Here is a 24600-nt window from a genome sequence, read left to right on the forward strand (position 1 = left end):
ATGCTCCGTAGGGCTTGGGGCTCGCATGCCAACGAGCCGTCGGGCAGAAACGGAGGGGAGCCTGCTACGGATAAGCCGATGGTAGAGCGGTGACACCACAGGGTGACAGAGGGTTTACGTAAATTGGCCTCTGGCCTGCGCTGTCCCGCGCGGCCTCAGCGCATGGATCGGCCTTCCGGGTGATGCTCAGTCTTCCAGAGGCAATTGCTGGACCAGCAGTTTTCCGGCCATGGTCACGCCGCCGTCCATCGCGATGGCCAGCCCGTCGGCGTAGACGTGCGGTCCGTCGACCACGGGTCCCGAATCGTCCTCGTCGTCCTCGGAGCCCACTTCGCCCAACAGATACGGAATCGGGCTGTGCCCGTGAACGATGCGCGTGCCGCCGTACGTATCCAACAGCGAACGGACGGCGTCCGCGCCGCCCTCGTCGCGGAAGGAGAAGCGCTTGGTGAACTTGCGGAACAGATCCCAGCACTCGTCCGCGTTGTTGCGGGTGAGGGTTTCGCGGACGGTGTCGTTGACCGCCTCGATCGAGTCGCCGTAGTCGAGATAGGCGGTGGTGTCGGAGTGGACGAGGAGGAAGCCGTCGACCTCCTCGACGGCGTCCAGCCGGGCCATCCATTGCAGATGATGGTCCTGAAGCCGGTCCATGTCGGTCTTCTGGCCGCCGTTGAGCAGCCAGCCCGCCTGGAAGGTGGCGGTGCCCGCGCCGGAGTTGACGGGGGTGTCGCCGAACCGCTTGGCGCCGAGCAGCAGCAGCTCGTGGTTGCCCATCAGCGCCTTGCAGTAGCCGCCGGCCGCCGCCGACTCGGCGGACAGCCGCATCACCAGGTCGATGACGCCGATGCCGTCCGGGCCGCGGTCGGTGAAGTCGCCGAGGAACCAGAGCCGGGCGTTGCCCGCGCACCACCGGCCCTCGTCGTCGACGAGGCCCTTCTCCCGGAGCGCGGCGAGCAGTTCGTCGAGATAGCCGTGGACGTCACCGACGACGTACAGCGGGCCCGTGCCGTCGTGCGGGACGGGCTGCGGCGCCGGCAGCGTGGCCGGGTCGACGGGCAGCTGAAGGGTGTCCCCCCGGCGGATGACGGGCAGATCCCGCTCGGTGGGCGTGTACCCCTCCGGGAAGGCCTCCTCGTGCGCCGGAACGGCGTTCCCGGGATGCGTGCTCGGGTCGTACGGACCGGTCTCGTGGACGTACGCAGGCACCCGGAAGTCGCGCAACGTCGCCGTCCGCTCCACCTCGGGTCCCTGACCGGCCCCCTGAGTCATCAGACCCCTCCACCATCACGCCGCGTCTGCACCGCTTCGGACTGCCTGGTCGCAGCGGCCCGCGGTGTCGTGCGCCCATCATAGGAATGCCGATCGCGCCATGTGATGACCCAGGGGTGGTGAATCGGAGCGAGAGTCCACTTCAGTGCGGCTTTCGCCCCGATTGGGCCCGGCTTCGACCGTCCGTCGATCATCGCCGCCCGCCCTCGGCCGCTGCCGCTAGGTGTCCTCGGGCTGGCGCGGCGGGCTGACGGTGGTGCGCGGCGGACGCCGCTGCGACGACGTGCGCACGATCAGTTCGGTCGGTATCACCTGCTCGACCGGCTGGTCCGAATCGACCCCCTCGATGGCGTCGATGAGGAGCTGCACCACCGCGGTGCCGATGCGGCGCGGCTTGAGGGAGAGCGTGGTGATCGGCGGCTCGGTGGCGGCGTACACGGTGGATTCGCTGCAACACACCAGAAGCAGGTCCTCCGGTACGCGCAGACCGTAGCGCCGGGCGGCGGCGAGGAGATCGGTGCCGTTGGGGTCGAACAGCCCGTAGACGGCGTCCGGACGGTCCGGGCGGGCCAGCAGCCGGTCGGCGGCCACCGCGCCCGCACACGGGTCGTGGGCCGGGTAGGACTCGTAGACGGGGTCCTGGCCCACGCGTTCGCACCAGCGCAGGTACGCCGTGGTCGACAGGTGGGTGTACGTGTCCGTGGTGTTCCCGGTCAGCAGGCCGATACGGCGGGCGCCGGCGTCGGCCAGGTGGTCGAGGATGCCGAGAACGGCGGCCTCGTGGTCGTTGTCGACCCAGGCGGTCACCGGGAGCGTCCCGGCCGGGCGCCCGTCGGAGACCACGGGTAACCCCTGTCTGACCAGCTCACTGACGACGGGGTCCTGGTCGGAGGGGTCGATGACGACCGTGCCGTCCAGGGCGACGTTCGACCACACGTCGTGACGTGAGGTCGCCGGGAGGATGACCAGCGCGTAACCGCGGGCCAGGGCGGCCGAGGTCGCGGCGCGTGCCATCTCGGCGAAGTACGCGAACTCGGTGAAGGTGAAAGGTTCATCCCCATAGGTCGTGACGGTCAGGCCGATCAGCCCGGACTTGCCCGTGCGCAGTGTGCGGGCGGCCGCGGACGGGCGGTAGCCCAGCCGTTCGGCGACCTCGCGGACATGGCGTCGGGTGGCGTCCGGGAGCCGGCCCTTGCCGTTCAGGGCATCGGAGACGGTCGTGATGGAGACTCCGGCGGCGGCGGCGACGTCCCTGATACCCGCCCGACCTGGCCGGCTGCCTCGACGTGAAGTTTCCGCGCGGCTCACCTGGTGCTTCCCTGCTGCTGTCATGGCGAGCCGATAGTAGGGCTCATGCGGCCGGGTAGGGCGGACGCATATGCACGCGTTGACAGGCACGTTTCTGCATGGTCATTAGCTGCCAACTACCTTTGAAACAAAGCCAGTTGGACGATGAAATGATGCTACGTGACTTGTCGACACGCATGAGCCTGCCAAGCCCCTGATGTTTCGAAGAGGTCTCAACTCACCTGCACGGGTGATGCGCGCCACGGCGCGTGCCACCGGCGCATAGATATATGTGTACGCGCCCCTCGTTTCGTGCCTCTTCGTGCGGCGATGCCCGTGATGCCGGTGGGACGGGCGAGGTCGGTGCCCGGCGGTACTCGGGAACGCCGAATCCTCATAGGGTGAGGAGCATTGGTACCCGGCGGTCCTGACATCCGCCCGCCGGTGGTCGCGAGGAGGACTGCGGTGAGCGAGACGAGCCCCAAGCTGCGCGCCGAGCTGGAGGGGATTCCCACCTACAAGCCGGGCCGGCCCGCGGCGGCCGACGGCCCCGTGGCCTACAAGCTGTCCTCCAACGAGAACCCCTATCCGCCGCTGCCCGGCGTGCTGGAGAGCGTGACGGCGGCGGCCTCGTCGTTCAACCGCTACCCGGACCTCGCCTGCACGGGCCTGCTGAACGAGTTGGCCGACCGGTTCGGCGTGCCCGTCACCCACCTGGCCACCGGCACCGGCTCGGTCGGCGTCGCCCAGCAGTTGGTGCAGGCCACCTCGGGCCCCGGCGACGAGGTCGTCTACGCCTGGCGGTCCTTCGAGGCGTACCCGATCATCACGCAGGTCAGCGGCGCGACGTCGGTGCGGGTGCCGCTCACGCCCGACGAGGCGCACGACCTGGACGCGATGGCCGACGCGATCACCGAGCGGACCCGGCTGATCTTCGTCTGCAACCCCAACAACCCGACCGGCACGGTGGTGCGCCGGGCCGAGTTGGAACGGTTCCTCGACCGGGTGCCCGGCGATGTGCTGGTCGTGCTGGACGAGGCGTACCGGGAGTTCGTCCGGGACGCCGAGGTGCCGGACGGCGTGGAGCTGTACCGGGACCGGCCCAACGTCTGTGTCCTGCGCACCTTCTCCAAGGCGTACGGCCTCGCCGGGCTGCGGGTCGGCTTCGCGATCGCCCATGAGCCGGTGGCGGCGGCGCTGCGCAAGACCGCGGTGCCCTTCGGCGTGAGTCAGCTCGCCCAGGAGGCCGCGATCGCCTCGCTGCGGGCCGAGGACGCCCTGCTGGGCCGGGTCGGCTCGCTGGTGGGCGAGCGGGCCCGGGTGGCCGACGGACTGCGGGCCCAGGGCTGGACGGTGCCCGAGACGCAGGCCAACTTCGTGTGGCTGCGGCTGGGGGAGCGCACGGCCGCGTTCGCGGAGCTGTGCGAGCGGCACGGGGTGGTGGTGCGGCCGTTCGCCGGTGAGGGTGTGCGGGTGACGATCGGGGAGACCGAGGCGAACGACATCTTCCTGAAGGCGGCGGAGAGCTTCCGTCAGGAGGCGTAGCCCGGCCGGGGCGGCTCTCCGGCACCCAAGTCCTCTCGGACGGGCTCAGGCTCCCCGGTGCACGCCCTCTGAGGCCTCCCGGGGTTCGGCTCCCCGGTTCACCTCTCAGGCTCAGTCCCCCCGGGTTCGTTCCTCGGGGGGACTTGGTGTGTCCGGGGGCGGTGAACTGACTCCTGGGCGGTGTCGGCGGGTTGCCCCGGCGGTGGTTTCACGTGGAACCAGGGCGCCGGTGGGGCGGGTGCCGTCGGGTGGTGCGGGGGAGGGCGGCGCCGAGGTGGCTGGAACACGTCTTGGGGGGACCCCCCTGATGGGTGGCGAAAATCGGTAGGTCATAATGGCTTGTGAATGTGAACGCGTTCACAAGCGTGTCCCGGTTGCTCCTGTGATGTGTGTAACAGAACGGGCAAACTGCCGCTGTACCACGGCGACGTAAGGAGACTGACGACGTGGAATTGGCCCTGGCGCCGGAGACTTTGGCGCGTTGGCAGTTCGGCATCACCACCGTCTACCACTTCCTGTTCGTCCCCCTGACGATCTCGCTCGCCGCCCTCACGGCCGGATTGCAGACCGCATGGGTGCGCACGGAGAACGAGAAGTACCTCCGGGCCACCAAGTTCTGGGGGAAGCTCTTCCTGATCAACATCGCGATGGGGGTGGTCACCGGCATCGTGCAGGAGTTCCAGTTCGGCATGAACTGGTCCGACTACTCGCGCTTCGTCGGCGACATCTTCGGCGCCCCGCTCGCCTTCGAGGCGCTCATCGCCTTCTTCTTCGAGTCCACCTTCATCGGGCTGTGGATCTTCGGCTGGGACAAGCTGCCCAAGAAGATCCACCTGGCCTGCATCTGGATGGTCTCGATCGGCACGATCCTGTCGGCGTACTTCATCCTGGCGGCCAACTCCTGGATGCAGCACCCCGTCGGCTACCGGATCAACAAGGCCAAGGGCCGCGCCGAACTCACCGACTTCTGGCAGGTCCTGACCCAGAACACCGCGCTCGCCCAGGCCTTCCACACGCTCACCGCGTCGTTCCTGACCGGCGGGGCGTTCATGGTCGGCATCGCCGCCCTGCACCTGTTCCGCAAGAAGCACGTGCGGGTGATGAAGACCTCGCTGCGCCTGGGCCTGGTCACCGTCACCGTCGCCGGACTGCTCACCGCCGTCAGCGGGGACACTCTCGGCAAGGTCATGTTCAAGCAGCAGCCGATGAAGATGGCCGCCGCCGAGGCCCTGTGGGACGGCCAGGACTCCGCGCCGTTCTCGATCTTCGCCTACGGAGACGTCAGCAAGGGGCACAACACCGTCGAGCTGTCCGTCCCGGGGATACTGTCGTTCCTCGCCAACGACGACTTCAGCTCCTACGTCCCCGGCATCAACGACACCAACAAGGCAGAACAGGCCACGTACGGACCCGGCGACTACCGGCCCATCATCCCCGTCACCTTCTGGGCGTTCCGCTGGATGATCGGCTTCGGGATGGCGTCCTTCGCCATCGGGGCGGCCGGACTCTGGCTGACCCGCAAGAAGTTCCTGCTGCCCCAGCATCTGCGGGTCGGCGAGGACGAGATCCCGCACCTGGTGCTGTTCCGCAAGAAGGCCCTCGGCCCGAAGCTCTCCCGGCTCTACTGGCTCGTCGCCATCTGGACCCTGGGCTTCCCGCTGATCGCCAACTCCTGGGGCTGGATCTTCACCGAGATGGGCCGCCAGCCCTGGGTCGTCTACGGCGTCCTGGAGACCCGGCACGCGGTCTCCCCCGGGGTCTCCCAGTGGGAGATCCTCACCTCGATGATCGTCTTCACCACGCTCTACGCCATCCTCGCCGTCGTCGAGGTGAAGCTGCTCGTGAAGTACGTCAAGGCCGGCCCGCCCGAGCTCACCGAGGCCGACCTCAACCCGCCCACGAAGATCGGCGGCGACTCCCGGGACGCCGACAAGCCGATGGCCTTCTCCTACTAGGCCCAGGGAGCTCAAGTCATGGAACTTCACGACGTCTGGTTCGTCCTCATCGCCGTCCTGTGGACCGGCTACTTCTTCCTGGAGGGGTTCGACTTCGGGGTCGGCGTCCTCACCAAGCTGCTGGCCCGTGACCGGCTGGAGAAGCGGGTGCTGATCAACACGATCGGCCCGGTCTGGGACGGCAACGAGGTGTGGCTGCTCACGGCGGCGGGTGCGACCTTCGCCGCCTTCCCGGAGTGGTACGCCACCCTCTTCTCCGGCTTCTACCTGCCGTTCCTGGTCATCCTGGTCTGTCTGATCGTGCGCGGTGTCGCCTTCGAGTACCGGGCCAAGCGGCCGGAGGAGAACTGGCAGCGCAACTGGGAGACCGCGATCTTCTGGACCTCCCTGATTCCCGCGTTCCTGTGGGGCGTGGCCTTCGCCAACATCGTCCGGGGCGTGAAGATCGACCGGAACTTCGACTACGTCGGCACGGTCGGGGACCTCTTCACCCCCTACGCCCTGCTGGGCGGCCTGGTGACGCTGACGCTGTTCACCTTCCACGGCACGGTGTTCTCGGCCCTCAAGACGGTCGGCGACATCCGGGCCCGCGCCCGGAAGCTGGCCCTCAAGGTCGGCCTCGCCGCCACCCTGCTGGTCCTGGCCTTCCTGGCCTGGACGCAGGCCGACGGCGGGGACGGCGCGAGCCTGGTCGCCCTCGTGGTGGCCGTGGCGGCGCTGGTCGTCGCGCTGGCGGCCAATCAGGTCGGCCGGGAAGGCTGGTCGTTCGCGCTGTCCGGCATCACCATCGTGGCGATGGTGGCGATGTGGTTCCTGACGCTCTTTCCGAACGTCATGCCCTCGTCGCTCGACCCGGGCTGGAGCCTCACGGTCACCAACGCCTCGTCGAGCCCGTACACCCTGAAGATCATGACCTGGTGCGCGGCGATCGCCACGCCGATCGTCATGCTCTACCAGGGCTGGACCTACTGGGTGTTCCGCAAGCGGATCGGCACACAGCACATCGCCGCCGAAGCCGCGCACTGAGTCTGGCAGCGGGGTGTTTCACGTGCCGCGTCATGTTTCACGTGAAACACCCCGCTCGGACCGAAGGGCATGTTTCACGTGAAACCGATCGATCCGCGTCTGCTGCGTCACGCCCGTGCGACCCGCCGGTTCCTGGTGGCCGTGGTCGCCCTGGGAGCCGTCGGGGCCGGGCTGGTCATCGCGCAGGCGATGCTCATCGCCGAAGTGGTGGTCGGCGCCTTCCGGCACGGGCTGTCCGTCGGTGAACTCCGCACTCCCCTGCTGCTGTTGGTGGCCGTCGCGGGCGGCCGCGGGCTGGTCTCCTGGCTCACCGAACTCGCCGCCCACCGGGCCAGCGCCGCGGTCAAGTCCGAGCTGCGGGGGCGGCTCCTTGAACGGGCGGGCGCCCTGGGTCCCGGCTGGCTGAGCGGGCAGCGCACCGGGTCCCTCGTCGCCCTCGCCACCCGGGGGATCGACGCCCTGGACGACTACTTCTCGCGCTATCTGCCGCAGTTGGGGCTGGCAGTGGTGGTGCCGGTCGCGGTGCTGGCGAGGATCGTCACCGAGGACTGGGTCTCCGCCGCGATCATCGTGGGCACCCTGCCCCTCATCCCCGTCTTCATGATGCTGATCGGCTGGGCCACCCAGTCCCGGATGGACCGTCAGTGGCGGCTGCTGTCCCGGCTCTCCGGGCACTTCCTGGACGTCGTCGCCGGACTGCCCACGCTGAAGGTGTTCGGGCGGGCCAAGGCGCAGGCCGAGTCGATCCGGCACATCACCGGCGAGTACCGCCAGGCCACGATGCGCACCCTGCGGATCGCCTTCATCTCCTCCTTCGCCCTGGAACTGCTCGCGACGCTGTCGGTGGCGCTGGTCGCCGTCACGATCGGCATGCGGCTTGTCCACGGCGACATGGACCTGTACATCGGCCTGGTCGTCCTCGTCCTGGCGCCCGAGGCGTATCTGCCGCTGCGGCAGGTGGGCGCGCAGTACCACGCGGCGGCCGAGGGGCTGGCCGCGGCCGAGGAGATCTTCGCCGTCCTGGAGACACCGGTCCCCGCCTCCGGCACCGGTCCTGTGCCCTCGGGTGCCCTGGCCTTCGAGGGCGTCACGGTCCGCTACCCGGGCCGGTCCCGGGATGCCGTCGCGGACGTGTCGTTCACCGTCGCGCCGGGGGAGACGGTCGCCCTGGTCGGGCCGAGCGGCGTGGGCAAGTCGACGCTGCTGAACACCGTGCTGGGGTTCGTACGGCCGACCGGGGGGCGGGTCCGGATCGGCGGGGCCGACCTCGCCGACGTCGACCTCGCGCAGTGGCGGTCGCGGATCGCCTGGGTGCCGCAGCGGCCGCACCTGTTCGCCGGGACCATCGCCGAGAACGTCCGGCTGGCCCGGCCCGACGCCGACGACAGCGCCCTGTGCCGGGCGCTCGCGGACGCCGGGGCGCGGGAGTTCGTGGACGCGCTGCCCGACGGGGTGCGGACCGTGCTCGGTGAGGACGGCGCTGGGCTGTCCGCCGGGCAGCGGCAACGGCTGGCGCTGGCACGGGCGTTCCTCGCCGACCGTCCCGTGCTGCTGCTCGACGAGCCGACGGCGGCGCTGGACGGCGCGACCGAGGCGGAGATCGTGGCAGCGGTACGGCGCCTGACCGAGGGTCGGGCGGTGCTGCTGGTCGTCCACCGGCCCGCCCTGCTGAGCGTGGCCGACCGGGTGGTCCGGCTGACGGAACCGGTCGTCGAGGGGGAGTCGGCGCCGGGTGCGGAGAGGCCCGCGGCGGAGATGCCGTCGTCGGACGTCGTCGGGCGGGTGCCCGAGGCGGGGTCGGGCGACGCGGCCGGTGCGGTGGTCCCGGAGGGGACCGGCGGGCGGCGCCGGGTGCTCGCCCGGGTGCGGGCCATGTCCGGACCCCGGCGCGGACGGCTGGCCCTCGCGCTCCTGCTCGGGAGCCTCGCGCTCGGCAGTGCCGTCGGGCTGATGGCGACCTCCGGGTGGCTCATCTCGCGGGCCTCGCAGCAGCCGCCCGTGCTCTATCTGATGGTGGCCGTGACGGCGACCCGGGCCTTCGGGATCGGGCGGGCCGTCTTCCGGTACGCGGAGCGCGTCGTGTCGCACGACGCTGTGCTGCGGATGCTGGCCGACACCCGCGTCGCCGTCTACCGGCGCCTGGAACGGCTGGCGCCCGCCGGACTGCGCCGCACCCGCCGGGGCGACCTGCTGTCCCGGCTCGTCGCCGACGTGGACGCCCTCCAGGACTACTGGCTGCGCTGGCTGCTGCCGACCGGCGCCGCACTGGCCGTCTCCCTCGCCTCCGTCGGCTTCACGGCCTGGCTGCTGCCCGAGGCCGGTGCCGTGCTCGCCGTCGGCCTGCTGGCGGCCGGGGTCGGCGTCCCGCTGCTCACCGCCACCGTCTCCCGCCGAGCCGAACGGCGCCTGGCCCCCGCCCGGGGTCTCCTTGCGACCCGGGTGACCGATCTGCTCACCGGCACCGCCGAACTCACCGTCGCCGGCGCCCTGTCCGCCCGTGACGCCGAGGCCAGGCGGGCCGACGGGACGCTCACCCGGATCGCCTCGCGCACCGCCACCGCCACCGCGCTCGGGGACGGACTCACCGCGCTGATCTGCGGTCTGACGGTCGCCGGGACCGCGCTCGCCGGTGCCCAGGGGGTCGGCGCCGGGCGGCTCGGCGGCGTGGCCATGGCTGTCGTCGTCCTCACCCCGCTGGCCGCCTTCGAGGCCGTGCTCGGGTTGCCGCTCGCCGTGCAGTACCGGCAGCGGGTGCGCAGGAGCGCCGAGCGGGTCCACGAGGTGCTGGACGCGCCGGAGCCGGTGCGGGAGCCCGAGCGGCCCCGGCAGGCACCGGCCACGCCGTTCCCGGTGGTCCTCAAGGGGCTCACTGCCCGGCACGCGGGACAGGACCGGGACGCGCTCGCGGGCGTCGACCTCACCCTCGTGCGGGGCCGCAGGGTCGCCGTCGTCGGGGCGTCCGGGTCGGGCAAGACGACGCTGGCGCAGACGCTGCTGCGGTTCCTGGACGCGGACGGCGGCGCCTACACGCTGGCCGGGGTGGACGCGTACGGGCTCGACGGGGACGACGTGCGGCGGCTGGTGGGGCTGTGCGCGCAGGACGCGCACCTCTTCGACAGTTCGGTGCGGGAGAACCTGCTGCTCGCCAGGAAGGACGCCACTGAGGAGGAGCTGCGCTCCGCGCTCGGCCGGGCGCGGCTGCTCGACTGGGCCGACGGGCTGCCCGACGGGCTCGACACCCTGGTGGGCGAGCACGGCGCACGGCTGTCGGGCGGCCAGCGGCAGCGGCTGGCGCTGGCCCGCGCGCTGCTCGCCGACTTCCCCGTGCTGGTCCTCGACGAGCCCGCCGAACACCTCGACCTGCCGACCGCCGACGCCCTCACCGCCGACCTGCTGGCCGCGACCGAGGGCCGCACGACCCTGCTCATCACCCACCGGCTGGCCGGACTCGACGCGGTGGACGAGGTCGTCGTCCTGGACGCGGGACGGGTCGTGCAGCGCGGGACCTACCGGGAGCTGACCGCCGTCGACGGGCCGTTGCGGGGGATGGCGGAGCGGGAGGCGGCGGCCGATCTGCTGGTGGCGGCCGGGTAGCCGGCCGCCGCACCCGGCACGACGCTCGACTTTCCGGGGCAAAGGGGAGTTATTACGCTCGGTTCATGTCCCTGCGCCCGCCCCCGCCAGGCCCGGCCGCCGGAGCCGGTGGCGAACCGGCCGCGCGGCTGCCGCAGTTGCTGGACGCGATGCGGTCGGTCGGCGATGATCTTGATCCGCGCACCGCGCTGGAGCGCGTCTGTGCGACCGCCGCCCGGCTGACCGGCGCCCGCTACGCGGCCCTCGCCGTCCTGGACGAGGACGGCGACACACTCGCCGACTTCGTCCACCACGGCGTCGACGCGGCGACCGCCCACCGGATCGGACGCCTCCCCGACGGCCGGCGCGGCCTGCCCGGCGCCCTCCTGAACACTCCTGAACCGGTCCGGCTCACCGATCTGACGACCGACCCGCGCTCCTGCGGTTTCCCGGCCCACCACCCGCCGATGCGCACGTTCCTCGGCCTGCCCGTCCGCCTCCACGGCGAGACCCTCGGCACCCTCTACCTCGCGGACAAGCACGGCGGCGCGCCCTTCGACGACGACGACCTCGACCTGGTCCGCGTCCTGGCCGTCGAGGCCGGTATCGCCGTCGGCAACGCGCGGCTGCACCGGGCCGCCCGGCAGCGGGAGCGGTGGATCGACGGGTCCGTCGCCGTCACCACGGCGCTGCTCTCGGGCGGCGCCGACGACGCGCTCCAGGTCGTCGCCGAACAGGCCCGGCTGCTGTCCGGGGCCACGGCCGGGATCGTGCTGCTGCCCACCGCCGAGGGCGGCCTGGAGATCGTCGCCGTGGCCGGGGAGCGACCGGCCGGCATGCTGGGGACCGTGGTGCCGCCGGAGATCGGCGTCGTCGGTGAACTCCTCGCCGGGCAGGCCGTGTTCGTGGACGACGCGTCGAGCGAACCGCGGGCCGGGAACGGGTTCGCCCGCGGCTACGGGCCGATCATGCTGCTGCCGTTGCAGAGCGGCGGCCGGGTTCTCGGTGGCCTCGCCACGCCGCGGGCGATCGGGCAGCGGCCGTTCAGCGCGGCGGAGCGCACGCTCGGCGTCCAGTTCGCCTCGCAGGCCGCGCTCGCGCTGATGCTGGCCGAGGCACACCGGGACCGGGAACGGCTCGCGGTGTTCGAGGACCGCGACCGGATCGCCCGTGACCTGCACGACCTGGTCATCCAACGGCTGTTCGCGACCGGCCTGATGCTGGAGAGCGCCCAGCGCGGATCGGCGGTGCCCGAGGTGCGCGACGGCGTCGGCCGGGCCGTCGACGAACTCGACATCACCATCCAGGAGATCCGCACCGCGATCTTCGCGCTCCGCGAGGGGCCCGACGAGGCGCCGTCGGGGCTGCGCGGCCGGGTGCTGCGGGAGATCACCACGGCCGCCGTACCGCTCGGCTTCACGCCGGGCCACCGGCTGGTCGGGCCGCTCGACACCGTCGTCGGCGAACTCACCGGCAAGAACCTCGTCGCCGCCCTGCGCGAGGCCCTCTCCAACGTCTTCCGGCACGCCCGGGCCTCCCGCGCCGAGGTCGTCGTCGACGCGACCGTGACGCTGCCCGACGGGCGGCCCGGGGTGCGGCTGACCGTCGCGGACGACGGCGTCGGCATCCCGGCGGGCGGGCGGCGCAGCGGTCTGACGAATCTGCGGCGGCGCGCCGAGTCCCTCGGCGGCGAGAGCCGGTACGGACCCGGCGCGGACGGCGGCGGCACCACGGTGCTGTGGCAGGCGCCGCACTGACCGGACGGGCCGCGCATGCCCCGTCCGCAGCAACGCGTCCCCCGGGCGCACCCCTTGAACAGGACCGGCGCCGACGGGCGGGCCAGGATCGCTGACATGCGCTCAGCCCGCCGTCACCCGCTGCTCGTTCCGGCTCTGGTGTGCGCCCTCGCCGTGCTCGCGGTCCGCCCCTCCGACGCCGAGGGCGACGGCGGCGCGGGCGGCGCCCCGGGCGTCAGCGCGGAGGTGGCCCGGCTCCACGCGGACGCGGCCCTCGCCGCCCGCCGCTACGCCGAGGGCCGCCAGGAGGCCGAGGCAGAGCGGGCCCGGGCGCGCCTGGCCGAGGAACAACTGGACCGGCAACGGCGTGAGGTCGCCGTGCTCCACCAGGACCTGGGGCGGCTCGCGCGGGCCCAGTACCGCGACGGGGGCGGGCTCCCGGCGGCCGTGCGGCTGGTGCTGGCGGAGAGCCCGCAGGAGCTGATGCGAGGTCAGCAGGTGTTCACCCGGGCGAACCTGGCCGTCGGCAGCGCGGTCGGCCGGAGCCGGCGGGCCGAGTCCCGGCTCGCGGCGGACGAGGCGCGGGCCACAGCGGCCCGGCGGGCGGTGGAGCAGCGGACCGCCGAACTGGCGGCGGCCAAGAACGCCGTCGAGCGCAGGCTCGACGAGGCGCGCGGACGGTTGCAGGGGCAGGTGGACGCGTCGGTGGCGGCGGGCGCCTGCCGGGGCGCGGTCCGCCTCGACCAGCCGACGGCGCGGTCCACGCGCGCGTGGGTGACGCCGGTGGAGACGTACGAGCTGTCCGCGGGCTTCGGCAGCGGCGGTTCCCGGTGGGCGCACGGGCACACCGGACAGGACTTCGCGGTGCCGATCGGGACGCCGGTGCGGGCGGTGGGCGCGGGCCGGGTGGTGCGGGTGTCCTGCGGGGGCGCCTTCGGCATCGAGGTCGTCGTCCGGCACGACGGCGGCTTCTGCACGCAGTACGCGCACCTCGCCGCCGTCACCGTGGACCAGGGTCAGCGGGTGGCCGCCGGGCAGTGGGTCGGCCAGTCGGGCACCACCGGCAACTCCACCGGCCCGCACCTGCACTTCGAGGTACGGGCCACCCCTGACCTGGGCTCGGGCGTGGACCCGGTGCCGTGGCTCGGGGCGCGGGGCGTGCCGTTGGAGTGACGGCGCGTCAGCCCCGTTCGGCCAGGATGCGTTCGATGACCACGGCCACGCCGTCGTCGTTGTTGGCGACGGTCCGTCCGGAGGCGGCGGCGATCACGTCGGGGTGGGCGTTGCCCATCGCGTACGAGCGGCCCGCCCAGGTGAGCATCTCGACGTCGTTCGGCATGTCCCCGAAGGCGACGACCTCGGTGGGCGCGATGCCGCGTTCGGCACAGGACAGGGCGAGCGTGCTGGCCTTGGAGACACCCGGGCCGCTCAGCTCCAGCAGGGCGCTCGGGCTGGAGCGGGTGACGTTGGCACGGTCCCCGACGGCGAGGCGGGCCAGGGCCAGGAACGCGTCCGGGTCGAGCGTCGGGTGGAAGGCGAGGATCTTCAGCACCGGCTCATCCGCCCCCGGCGCGTCCGGGCCGAGCAGTTCCTCGGCCGACGCGAGGGAGTCCGGGGTCTCCAGGTGCATCTTGGGATACGCGGGCTCCTGGTAGAAGCCGTACGTCTGCTCCACCGCGTACACCGTGCCGGGCGCCGCGTCCCGCAGCCGTCCGACGGCGTCCACCGCGTTGTCCCGGGCCAGCTCGCGCACCTTCACGAAGCGGTGGGCGCCGGGGCCGCCGTGCAGATCGACGACCGCGGCGCCGTTGCCGCAGATCGCCAGGCCGTGGCCGTGGACGTGCTCACTGACGACGTCCATCCAGCGGGCCGGGCGGCCGGTGACGAAGAAGACCTCGATGCCCGCCTTCTCGGCGGCGGCGAGGGCGGCGATCGTGCGCGGGGAGACCGACTTGTCGTCCCGCAGCAGGGTGCCGTCCAGATCGGTGGCGATCAGCCGCGGCGGCAGGGCGGCGGCGGGGCTCTCGGGCTGTCGAGTCGCTGAGGTCACCCGGTCATTCTCCCGCATATGCCCGCACGGTTGTGCGGGAGTACGCACAGGTGAGTGATTACCGACCCCGGGGCCGAGTCCGCCGGGGCTGGAGGCCACTCCGCCTCGCTGTCGCCCCGTCGGCGGGCCCCTCGTCCTCATCGCACGGTGGCGCCCCGCGCGGGCCGCGAACGCGGTGACCGAATCCGGCGGGCGGGAGCGGTCCGGGGCGACCCGGTGCACTGGACCTCGCCGACCTCCAGCCCCTTGTACCGTGCACCTCTGGCACCTCCTGCCCATCCCGGCGCGCGCGTCGGCGAGGTTCTCGGCCTGTCCGTGAATGGCCGGAAATGAGTGTTCGGAAGTGCCGTCCTCGTACAGCTCGGGGACCCGGCGGACACCCGCGCCTGCCAACTCCGCGCATCGAGGTGTCCGGGCCCGCCGATCGTCCGACGGCACGGAAGGGGGGGCAGTTCGGCTGGGCGGGCAACTCGGAGTCGGGCGGGGGTGGTCGGGCCGGTCGTCCGAGGGCACGGAAGGGGGCGGTCGGGCGGTGCGGATGCCTGGCGTCGGGCGGGGTGGTCCGGCCGTACGGGCACCCGGTATCGGACGGGGTGTCGTACGGGAACGCGGTGTCGGGCTGGGTGGTCGGGCCGTACGGGCACGCGGCGTCGGGCGGGGTGTCGTGCGGGAACGCGGTGTCGGGCTGGGTGGTCCGGCTGTGCGGGCATGCGGCGGCGAAGGGGTGGGCCCGTCGCGTGGGCATCCGGCGTCGCGCGGGGCGTCCCGGCCGGGTGGCCGCGCTGATTCGGGGCGCTCGCAGGGCCGGAGGCGTGAATGTCCTTGCGCCTGTTGCGCGGGCGGCGGGGACGGCCGGGCCCGGGCCGCACCATTCCCCCTATGCAAGATCCCTTTGACGCGGCGCTCGTCATGAGCCTTCCGGCATGGCGCCCGCTGCCGGACCCCCCGCACGCGTCCTGCGACGCCGGAGCCGCTCGGCCCGACGGCTCAGGTGAGGTCGGCGACCCGGGCGAGGAGGTCGGCGGCCGGGCGGTGGCGCAGGTGAGGGCGGAGGAGTTGGCGCATGGCCTCCAGGCGTTGGGTGGCGTACGCGGAGTGGAGGGTGGGGTAGGCGGCCAGGAAGCCCTGCCACTGGGCGAGGGCCTGATCGAGGTGGCCGAGTCGAAGGAGCGTTTCTGCGAGGCGGGCGCGGCTGAGCGTGGCGGCGCGTCGCTCCGGCGGGGTGCGCAGCCGCAGTGAGGTGGTCAGGGCGGTGAGGGCGCCGTTGCGGTCGCCGAGCGTGGCCAGCATGTGCGCATGCTGGTACACGAGGGCGCCGGGCGGATACGCGGTGAAGGGGCCCGGGGCGGCGTCGGCGCGGTGGTGGAGACGTTCGGCCAGCGCGTAGGTGCGCAGGGCGGCGCGCCGGTCGTGATGGGCTTGCAGCACCGCCAGTTGGGCCTTGGCGTAGGCGTGGGTGACCGGTCCGGCGCTGCGGGCGTGGAGAACGGCCTGCTCCGCGAGGTTGAGTACGGCCGGTGAGTGGTTGCCCAGATCGTGGGCGTGGGTGGACATGGTGCGCAGCGCGATGGCGAGGGTGCCGTGGTCGTCGGCCTCGGCGGCGAGACGGACGGCGATCTGGTGGTAGTGCTGGGCGGCCGCCTGATGGTCGCTGTCGGCACACGTGTTGCCGAGCAGCAGGCTCAACTGTGCCGTCGCCGACAGGAGGTCGCGCCGGACGCGGTCGGAGCCGCCCGCCCGCAGCAGCGGGAGCACGCCGTGCGCGAGGTAGGCGGCCAGCGCCGCGCGCACTCGTTGGCCGCCGTACTGGTCCGCCGTCGCGGCGAAGATCGCGGCCATGGCGCGCATCTCGTCGGCGTCCGCCGGGCCCGGCCGCCGGTGGGGGGACGGGACGGCCGGGGGCGTGGGAGGGGGCGCAGGGGGCGTGTGGGGGAGCATGAGGGGGGCGAGGTTGATGGCGCCGACTCCGCGCAGGATGCGCCAGTCCGGGTCGATCTCGATCCGGGTGAGTTGGCTGAGTTTGTGCACCGGGTCGGCTTCCCAGGAGGGGTCAACCACCGTGGCGGGCGCCCGGGTGAGCCCGGCCTCCTGCGCGGTGACGGGTCGGCCGAGCTGATCGGAGAGGCACTCCAGCAGCAGCGCGGCGACGGCGGGCCGGGGCTGGGTGCCTTCCAGCCAACGGCGCACCGTGGTGGGGTGACACGTCAACGGCAGCCCGCGCTCGGCCGCCCGCCTGCGCACCGTCCGCGCGCATTGGCTGGGGCCCCAGCCGGCCGCCTCCAGAAGCAGCGCCAACCGCCCGTTGGGTATGCGGGACATCCGATCCTCCTGCCACGGGGCACCGTGGTGCGGGCGGGCACCCGAGCATCCGTTGTGTCCCGTATGCACCGCAGGGGCCTGTGAACGGCTCCGGCCATAGCGGTGCCGCACGGTGCATACCCATCCAGACGCCGCATGGGCGGACAGTGTCCGGCGGGGAGGACAATTCCAGCCACGGGCGCGGGGTTGCCACGGCCGGGGAGGAGCCTCCACCATCTGCTTGCCGGTGTCGTCGGAGCCGATTCCGGAACGGGTCGCGAAGCCGATCCCCGAGCCGGTCGTGGAGCTGACCCTGAGTCGAACCCGGAACGGTCCCGGAGCTGACCCTGAGTCGACCCGGAGCCGGTCCCGGAACCGGGCGTGGGCGTCGGGCCGTTGACGGCCGTGGGCCACCCCGGCCGGTCGCCGCTGGCGTTCACTTGTTCACGAAGTGGCGCGCAGTGAGCCGTTCTCACCGCCTCGTCCCCTGTACGGCACCGCCTCCACGGTGCTGTCCTGGTGTCTGGAACCAGCACTGGGAGATGCCGGTCCGAGCCTGTTCGACAGGGCCGGCGCGTCTCCCGACTCCGGCGCTCCTGTCCACCGTCTCCATGCGGAGGGATCACCGGTGAAGAAACTTCCTCAGCGGCGCGACGACTCCGGCGCCGCCCCGACGCCCCGACCCGTACCCCACTCCGGAACGACGCCTCCGGCCGTGCCCCTGCCGGGCGGAGTGGCCGACGGGGAGGGCGTGTTCGAGCCGCCCCCGCCGCAATCGCCCTCGTCGGAATCGGGCCCACCCACATCGGGCCCACCCACATCGGGCCCACCCACATCGGGCCCACCCACATCGGGCCCACCCACATCGGGCCCACCCGCAGCGGGCCCACTCCGATCGGCCTCGCCGGAATCGGCCGCCTGTTCGGGGCGCCCGGTCAACGACGTGCCCGGCGCCCGGGAAGAGACGGCGGCCACCCCTCTGATGCTGGCCCTGAAGGTCTGGTGCGACGGCGTGACGGCGGCGGCCGATCCGGAGCCCGGGGCCGATCTGCCCCGGCAGCATCGGGCGGGGGCGTCGTGAAGGTCCTGGTGCTGGGCCCGCTCGGGGTCGAACGGTCGGACACGACAGTCGCCTACCTCCGTGGCTTTCAGGCCACGCTCGTCACCGAACTGCTCGCCGCTGACTCCATGGTCGTCTCCACGGACCGCCTCGCCGACGCCCTGTACGGCGAGGACACCCCGCGCCAGCCGTTGCGCGCCGTGCACGCCCATGTGTCGCGCCTGCGCCGGGCGTTGCGCCAGTGGGAACCCGAAGGGCCGGGCGTGGAACGCCTGTTGACCAGGGCCGCGGGGTACGCCCTCAAGGTCTCGTCCCTGGAGTCGGACGCCGGGCAGTTCCTGGCCGAGCTGACCCGGGCGCGGACCCTGACCGGCACGGACGCCGGCGCCGTCGTCGAGATCCTCGAACCCGCGCTGCGCCTGTGGCGGGGCCCGGTGCTGGAGGGCACGGCGACCGGGCCGGGGGCCGACCGGCTGGCCACCCGGCTCGACGCGGCCCGGCGTGAGGCGGTCGAGCGGCTGGCCTCGGCCCGGATCGCCCTCGGTCAGTGCGCGCAGGCGGCCACCGAACTGGAGGACGTACTCCAGGAGAACCCCTACGACGAGTCCCTCGCCCGCCTCCTCAGCACGGCACTGTCCCGATCCGGCCGCCAACTCGAAGCCCAGCGGCTGGAGGAGCGCATCCACCGGGCGTTGAACGACGACTTCGGCGACGGTTCTTTTGCGGTGCCGGGGCAACGCGCGCCGTACGTTCCCGAACAGGCGGCGGGATGGCCTGGTGACGGGGGGTTGACGTCGACGCAGTCCGCGGGTGCGGGTGCGGGTGCGGGTGTTGGTGGGGGTGCCGGTGCCGGTGATCGGGGGGTGCCGTCTGCTCGGCCTGCTCGTCCCGGCGGCTGGGCGGCGAGGGCGGTGCGACCGGCGCGTGCCGGTGACGGGGTGTCCTCGACAGCGGGACCGGCGCAATCAGCGCGTCCCGGTGACCGGGCCTACCCGTCTGCGCAGCCCGTCCGCTCCGGTGACCAGGTGCCCCCGCCTGCGCGTCCCGGCGGCCGGGGGGCGTCATCGGCGCAACCTGCTCGTCCCGGCGACGGGGTGTCGCCGTCAGCGCAATCCGCGCGCGCCGGTGACCGGGCATACCCGTCGGCGCAATCCGCGCGCCCCGGCGGCTCGGTGTCCCCGTCTGCGCAACCCGTGCGCCCCGGCGACCGGGGCTCACCGTCCGTACGACCCGTGCGTGCCGGTGACCGGCTGCCCCCGTCCGGGCAACCCGCACGCCCCGGCGACCGGGTGCCTCCGCCTGCGCGACCTGCGCGTCCCGGCGGCCGGGGGGCCTCGTCGGCGCAATCCGCCCACCCCGGCGACCAGATATCGCCCTCGGCGCAACCCGCGCAACCCGCGCAACCCGCGCAACCCGCGCAACCCGCGCAACCCGCGCAACCCGGCGACGAGGTACCCCCGTCCGCGCAATCAGCCCGCCCCGGCGACCAGGTGCCCCCGCCCGCACGCCCCACGCGTCCTGGCGATCGGACGCCCCCGCCCGCGCGCCCCCTCCGCCCCGCCCACCGCGATCAGCCTGATCAGCCCGCAACCCGGCTGCTGGAGTTGTTGGTCGACCGTGCCTCGCCCGCGTGGCTGGGTGGGCCCCCGGTGCCGCGCGTTCCCGGAACGTCACCTTCCGTTCCGGGCGCTTCGGTGGCCGGTATCTACCAGGTCGGCGGCTCCCCGGTCGCCGTGGTGCGCGACGCCGACGTCCGGCGTCCGGCGGAGGTGCGCCGCGCCCTGCGGACGTTGGAGTACGCACGCCGCGCCTGTCTGCCGGTGGCGTTGCTCATCGGCGAACCCGGCCGCAGCCCCGCCGCCGGTTCCGAGGCGTCCGCACACCAAGTGGCGCTGCTGCGGTCCCTCGTGCGGCTGCGCGGCGCCGTTCCCCGGGTGCTGGTCTCCTTCGACGACGCGGCCGTGCGGGCCCCCGGCACCGCGGCGCTGGGGGACGCGTGCGTTCTCGTACGGCCGGACCCAGCGGCCGGGACCGGCGAGCAGCCGACCGCCGAGATCAAGGCGGGGAGTCTGGCCGAGGCGGCCGCGAGCGCGCGTGACCTGCTCGACTACCTGACCCAGCACTGGGCTCCCGCCGTTCCACCGCGTGCCGCGATCGAACATCTCGCGGCCGACGGGACGCCCCTCGACATGCCGCGGGTCGTCACCGGGATCGCCGACTCGGGAACCTGGCTCGAACTCATGGGTGAGATCGGGCCGAGCCTCCTCACGGGGCTGGCCCGGATAGAAGGCAAGCGGGTCGGCGTCATCGCGAACAACCCGGTGGTGGGCGACGGCGCGCTCACCGCGCAGGCGGTGGCCAAGGGGACGCGGATGGTCGACCTCTGCGCGCTGTGGAAGATCCCGTTGCTGGTGCTGGTCGACACCCCGCAACTGCCCGGCACCGGGCCCTTGTTGCAGGCGGCGGGCTCGGAGTTGCTGCGTGCCTTCCTCGGCGCCGAGGTGCCGTTGGTCACCGTGATCACAGGCCGGGCGAAGGGCTGGTCCCGGCTGGTCATGGGGGCGCGGGAGTCCGGAGCGGACGCCGTCTACGCGTGGCCGAGGGCACGCACCGACCTCACGGACGGGGCGCTGAACGGCGTCGCCGCTCCCCGGCACATCGACCTCGCGGAGGGGCCGTTGGACGGTGTCATCGCCCCGCAGGACACCCGGGCGGTGGTCAGCACACTCCTCGGCGCGGGGCTCGGGCTGGGGGCCTGAGCATCGTTGGGTCGGGGGTTGTCACGGGGCGGCGTTGGGGCGGCATCGGGTGGCATGCCAGTTCCGGGTGGGACTCGGGGTGGGGCGGGCCTGGGGCCCTTGAGGTTCATTGGGGCGAACTCCTACGCCTCCTATGCGGGCCCTTGAGGTTCATATTGGGCCGAACTCCCGTGCACGTCCCTGCGTTTCAGCGGGCCGAACCCCTTGTGCGGGTACCCGCGTTTCAGTGGGACGGAGTTGACTGGGGGCCGAGGCGTACGGGGAGGGATGCCGGGCCGCGTAGGGCCGAGGGTTGCCAGGGGATGTCGTCGGGGCGGCAGGCCAGCTCCAGGTGGGGGAAGTGGCGGAGGAGCGTGGTGAGGACCACCTGTAGTTCGAGTCGGGCCAGGGGCGCGCCGAGGCAGTAGTGGGCGCCCTGCCCGAAGGCCAGATGAGGGTTGTCCGCGCGGGTCACGTCCAGGTGTTCGGGCTCGGGGAAGCGGCGGGGGTCGTGGTTGGCGGTGGCGACGCCGACGAAGACGAGGTCGCCCCGGGGAATGGTCACGTCGCCGACGGGAATGTCCTCGGCGGCGTAGCGGATGAGCCCGAGCGTCACGGGGCTCTCGAACCTGAGCAGTTCGTCGACCGCCGACGGGACCAGCTCGGGCGAGTCGACGAGCCGGGCCAGTTGCTCGGGGTGGCGCAGGAGCAGCAGCAGCCCGGAGCCGATCATCTGCGTGGTGGTCTCGGCGCCCCCGGCGAACAACACCCCGGCCATCGAGGTCAGTTCGGTGTCAGTGAGCCGGCCCTCGTCGTCGTGGGCGGAGATCAGGGCGCTGAGCAGCCCCTCGTCGGGCCGGCGCCGTTTCTCCTCGATCATGTCGGAGAGGTACGCCCACATCGCGTCGCGCGTCTTCTCCACCCGGGCCGCCACCTCCGGGTCGACCGGCAGTTCGGTCAGCGAGGAGACGTAGGGGCGCAGATGGGCGGCGTCCCGTTCGCTCAGTCCCAGGAGTCGGCAGATCACCAGGGTCGGCAGCGGTTCCGCCAGAACGGGCATCAGGTCGGTCGTCCTGTCCGACGGGAGCGGGGCCAGCAGCTCGCGGACCGTCCGCTCGACGTAGGGGGCGAGGGCGGCCACCCGGCGCGGGGTGAACTCCCTGGCCACCAGCCGCCGCAGCCGGGTGTGCTCCGGCGGGTCCGTGTTGAGCATGGTCCCGGGCACGAAGTCGACGAACCGGAACTTGAACTGGGCCAGCCGGCACCGCAGTTCGGGCCCCGCGTGACGGTCGTCCACGCTCAGCCGGGGGTCTTTGGCCAGGCGCTGGGCATCCTCGTGGCGTGTGACGAGCCAGCCCTCGCCCGCGAACGCCGTCCGAATCCGGACCACGCGTCCGGCCTCCCGCAGCCGTCCGAAATGCGGGTACGGGTCGAGGTGCTGGTTCAGGGTCTTGGCCCTCGACGGCTTGGACGGAGTGGACGGGTCGGACGGAGTGGACGGGTCGGACGGAGTGGACGGGTTGGACGAGGTAGACGGCTTTGTCGGGTTGGGCGGTTTGTCGGGCATCTCTCCTCCAGCGTGCGGGACGGGGTCCGGGGGTGCGCCCCGGCCGGACGGGTATCGAGGGGTCCGCCCCCGGTCGACGTGTGCCGGGGGCGCGCCCTCGGCTGACGGTTACCGGGGATGCGCCCCGGCCGGACGGGTATCGAGGGGTCCGCCCCCGGTCGACGGGAACCGGGTTCCGCTCCGGCCGTCGGCGGCCAGCTTGTTCTGTTGTGGTGACGGATCGGTGACAGCCCGCATATGACTCCTCCGGCGTCCGTTCACTCCTCCGGGGACGGACAACGCTGTCACCGGCCTGTCACAGCGCGTCCCTAGCGTGGCGAAGCCCGAGCGTCACGAGGAGGACCGTTGTGGATGCCGAGACGCAAGCCCCCGAACCCATCGCCGTCATCGGACTGTCCTGCCGCACGGCCGGCGCCGACGACGCCGAGGCCCTGTGGCAGGTGCTGCGCGGCGGACGGCGCCTCATCGGCCCGGTGCCCGAAGAGCGGGTGCCGTCCGCCGACGCGGGCCCGTTGCAGGCGGCGCTCCTGGACGACGTCGCCGGTTTTGACGCGGCCTTCTTCGGCATCTCCCGGCGCATGGCGTCCTGGATGGACCCGCATCAGCGCATCCTCCTGGAGCTGACCTGGCACGCCCTGGAGAACGCGGCCATCGCACCGGAACGGCTGCGGGGCTCACCGGTGGCCGTGTTCGCGGCGGCCCCCATGGCCGACTACCGCGAGCGCATGATCCAGGCGGACGTCGTGGACAGCGCCGCCTTCCCGGGCACGTTGAACACGTTCGCGGCCAACCGGATCTCCTACCAGTTCGACTGGACAGGCCCGAGCTACGCCATCGACTCCGCCTGCTCCTCCGGCCTCTCCGCACTGGCCCCGGCCGTGCACGGGCTGCGCACCGGGGAGTTCCCGCTGGCCGCCGTGATGGCCGCCAACATCACCTGCAACGGCTTCTACACCAACAGCGCCTATCAGGCGGGCGCGCTCTCCCCCACCGGCGAATCCGTCCCCTTCAGCACCCGGCGCGACGGATACAACCGGGGCGAGGGCGGCGCCTGCCTGCTGCTCAAGCGGCTGGCCGACGCGGAACGGGACGGCGACCCGGTGCACGCGGTGATCCGCGGGGTCGGCGTCGCCCACAACGGCAGGGCCGGCGGCCTGACCGGAAGCGACGCGTCGGCACAGACCCGGCTGTTCCTGCGGACGGCCCGCGCGACCGGGGTCCCGCTCTCCTCCGTCGGCTACCTGGAGGCCCACGGCACCGGCACCGGGGGCGACCTCGCCGAGGTGACGGCGGTGGCCGACGCGCTCCGCACGGAACTGGGGACCTCCCCCGCGCGGGTCGCCGGGCCCGAGGGGAAGAAGTGGATCGGCTCGGTCAAGTCGAACATCGGGCACCTGGAGGCCGCCGCCGGGCTGCTCGGCGTCGTCAAGGCGGTGCTCATCCTGCGGCACGGGCTCATCCCGCCGATCGCGGGTCTGACCCGGCCCGACCCCGACCTGTTGTTCGACGATCTGCCGGTCGCGCTCGCCGACCGCCCGGTCGCCTGGCCGCGCGGCGCGGAGGTCCGCCGGATCGGGGTGAACTCCTTCGGGGTGGGCGGCGCGTTGGCGCACGCCGTCATCGAGGAGGCCCCCGAGCCCCCACCCCCCGCGCCGACGGGAACGGGGCCCGTCCCGACCGCCGTTCCGCTGTCCGCCATGAACCGCGCGGGGCTGGCCGCCCTGGCCACGTCCCTGCTGCGGACCCTGCGCCGCCCGCAGCCGCCCGCCCTCAACTCCCTCGCGTGGACGGCCCAGACCGGCCGGGCGTCGCTGCGGGAACGACGGGTCCTGGTCGCCGCCGACCTGACCGAACTGGCCGACGCCCTCGCGGCGGTGGCGGCGGAGCGGGCGCACGCCCACGTGGCGGAGGCGGGCGGCGACGGCGCGCTCGGCCACCTGCCCACCCCCCTGGCCCACACCGCGGGCGACTGGCTCGACGGACTCTCCGCCGACTGGGCCAAGCACTGGCCCGCCCCCCAGCCACGCTGCCCCGACCTGCCCGGCTACCCCTTCCAGCGCCGCTCCCACTGGTTCGACGCCAACGGCCCGGAACCCCGCACCTCGCCCGACGCCATCCACTGACCCCGCGACGCCGACGGCCCCGCATCCCCTACCCCGACCGGCGTCCCGCGCGCTTCCACCCCCTCACCAATCACCACGACAGGAGAACTGCCATGTCCCAGCTCGTCACCACGGACGAAGTCCGCGAAGTCCTGCGCACGCATCTCGCGGAGGTCCTGTACTGCGAGCCGGAGGAGGTCGGCGACGACACCGCCTTCCAGGACCTGGGCCTCGACTCCGTGCTCGGCGCCGAGGTCACCGCGTTGATCAACTCCCGCTACGGCCTTGAGGAGAAGGTCGAGGCGCTCTACCAGAACCCGACCCTGGCCCAGCTCGCCGCCTACGTGGCCCAACACGCCGACCTGGCGCGGAACGGGCGCTGACCTGGCCGCCC

At 72.9% G+C, this 24600-nt stretch carries 15 protein-coding genes; 10 read left to right on the forward strand and 5 right to left on the reverse strand.

What is annotated here, in order from left to right; all coding sequences use genetic code 11:
- Positions 1-186 precede the first annotated feature (186 nt).
- The gene (locus tag ACIQOU_RS10220) at positions 187-1269 is read right to left on the reverse strand and encodes a metallophosphoesterase (RefSeq protein ID WP_401535713.1); all 1083 of its coding nucleotides are present in this window, start codon (positions 1267-1269) and stop codon (positions 187-189) included.
- Between the two features lie 219 nt (positions 1270-1488).
- Positions 1489-2601 carry a LacI family DNA-binding transcriptional regulator gene (locus ACIQOU_RS10225; protein ID WP_401535716.1) on the reverse strand — a complete coding sequence of 371 codons (1113 nt, stop codon included), beginning with the start codon at positions 2599-2601 and terminating at the stop codon, positions 1489-1491.
- Between the two features lie 420 nt (positions 2602-3021).
- Here ACIQOU_RS10225 and hisC point away from each other — a divergent pair, with 420 nt between their 5' ends.
- From hisC to ACIQOU_RS10255, 6 genes are all read left to right on the forward strand, one after another.
- Positions 3022-4101: a histidinol-phosphate transaminase gene (gene hisC / locus ACIQOU_RS10230; RefSeq protein WP_401535717.1), complete on the forward strand. Its 1080-nt coding sequence runs from the start codon at positions 3022-3024 to the stop codon at positions 4099-4101.
- 446 nt (positions 4102-4547) lie between these two features.
- Complete coding sequence (locus ACIQOU_RS10235; RefSeq protein WP_401535719.1) at positions 4548-6056, forward strand: cytochrome ubiquinol oxidase subunit I; 1509 nt, start codon at positions 4548-4550, stop codon at positions 6054-6056.
- An 18-nt stretch (positions 6057-6074) separates the two neighbouring features.
- Entirely contained in the window at positions 6075-7082 is a 1008-nt protein-coding gene (cydB, locus tag ACIQOU_RS10240) for a cytochrome d ubiquinol oxidase subunit II (RefSeq protein WP_401535721.1), read from the forward strand.
- A gap of 78 nt (positions 7083-7160) precedes the next feature.
- A complete protein-coding gene (cydD, locus tag ACIQOU_RS10245; protein ID WP_401535723.1) occupies positions 7161-10676 on the forward strand; it encodes a thiol reductant ABC exporter subunit CydD in 3516 nt (1171 codons plus the stop codon).
- Between the two features lie 65 nt (positions 10677-10741).
- Complete coding sequence (locus ACIQOU_RS10250; RefSeq protein WP_401535725.1) at positions 10742-12412, forward strand: GAF domain-containing protein; 1671 nt, start codon at positions 10742-10744, stop codon at positions 12410-12412.
- A 96-nt stretch (positions 12413-12508) separates the two neighbouring features.
- Positions 12509-13564, forward strand: a complete 1056-nt coding sequence (locus ACIQOU_RS10255; protein ID WP_401535727.1) for a M23 family metallopeptidase — start codon at positions 12509-12511, stop codon at positions 13562-13564.
- Positions 13565-13571: 7 nt separating this feature from the next.
- Here ACIQOU_RS10255 and ACIQOU_RS10260 read toward each other — a convergent pair whose 3' ends face one another.
- A complete protein-coding gene (locus ACIQOU_RS10260; protein ID WP_401535728.1) occupies positions 13572-14459 on the reverse strand; it encodes an HAD-IIB family hydrolase in 888 nt (295 codons plus the stop codon).
- 969 nt (positions 14460-15428) lie between these two features.
- The gene (locus ACIQOU_RS10265; RefSeq protein WP_401535730.1) at positions 15429-16760 is read right to left on the reverse strand and encodes a hypothetical protein; all 1332 of its coding nucleotides are present in this window, start codon (positions 16758-16760) and stop codon (positions 15429-15431) included.
- Between the two features lie 922 nt (positions 16761-17682).
- On the opposite strand from ACIQOU_RS10265, the gene ACIQOU_RS10270 reads away from it, so the two are divergent.
- Positions 17683-17820 carry a hypothetical protein gene (locus tag ACIQOU_RS10270; RefSeq protein WP_401535732.1) on the forward strand — a complete coding sequence of 46 codons (138 nt, stop codon included), beginning with the start codon at positions 17683-17685 and terminating at the stop codon, positions 17818-17820.
- Positions 17817-20558, forward strand: coding sequence for a carboxyl transferase domain-containing protein (locus ACIQOU_RS10275; RefSeq protein WP_401535733.1), 2742 nt, complete (start codon positions 17817-17819; stop codon positions 20556-20558). Before ACIQOU_RS10270 ends, ACIQOU_RS10275 begins: the two co-directional genes overlap by 4 nt.
- 223 nt (positions 20559-20781) lie before the next feature.
- Here the strand turns inward: ACIQOU_RS10275 and ACIQOU_RS10280 are convergent, their stop codons facing one another.
- Entirely contained in the window at positions 20782-22104 is a 1323-nt protein-coding gene (locus tag ACIQOU_RS10280; protein WP_401535734.1) for a cytochrome P450, read from the reverse strand.
- 347 nt (positions 22105-22451) lie between these two features.
- Between ACIQOU_RS10280 and ACIQOU_RS10285 the strand changes: the two genes are divergently transcribed.
- Positions 22452-24227 (forward strand): beta-ketoacyl synthase N-terminal-like domain-containing protein, encoded by a 1776-nt coding sequence (locus tag ACIQOU_RS10285; protein ID WP_401535736.1) that lies wholly within the window; start codon positions 22452-22454, stop codon positions 24225-24227.
- A 92-nt stretch (positions 24228-24319) separates the two neighbouring features.
- Entirely contained in the window at positions 24320-24589 is a 270-nt protein-coding gene (locus ACIQOU_RS10290; protein WP_401535738.1) for an acyl carrier protein, read from the forward strand.
- Positions 24590-24600 lie beyond the last annotated feature (11 nt).

Origin of the sequence: Streptomyces sp. NPDC091279, assembly GCF_044757465.1 — a bacterium.
GTDB lineage: Bacteria > Actinomycetota > Actinomycetes > Streptomycetales > Streptomycetaceae > Streptomyces.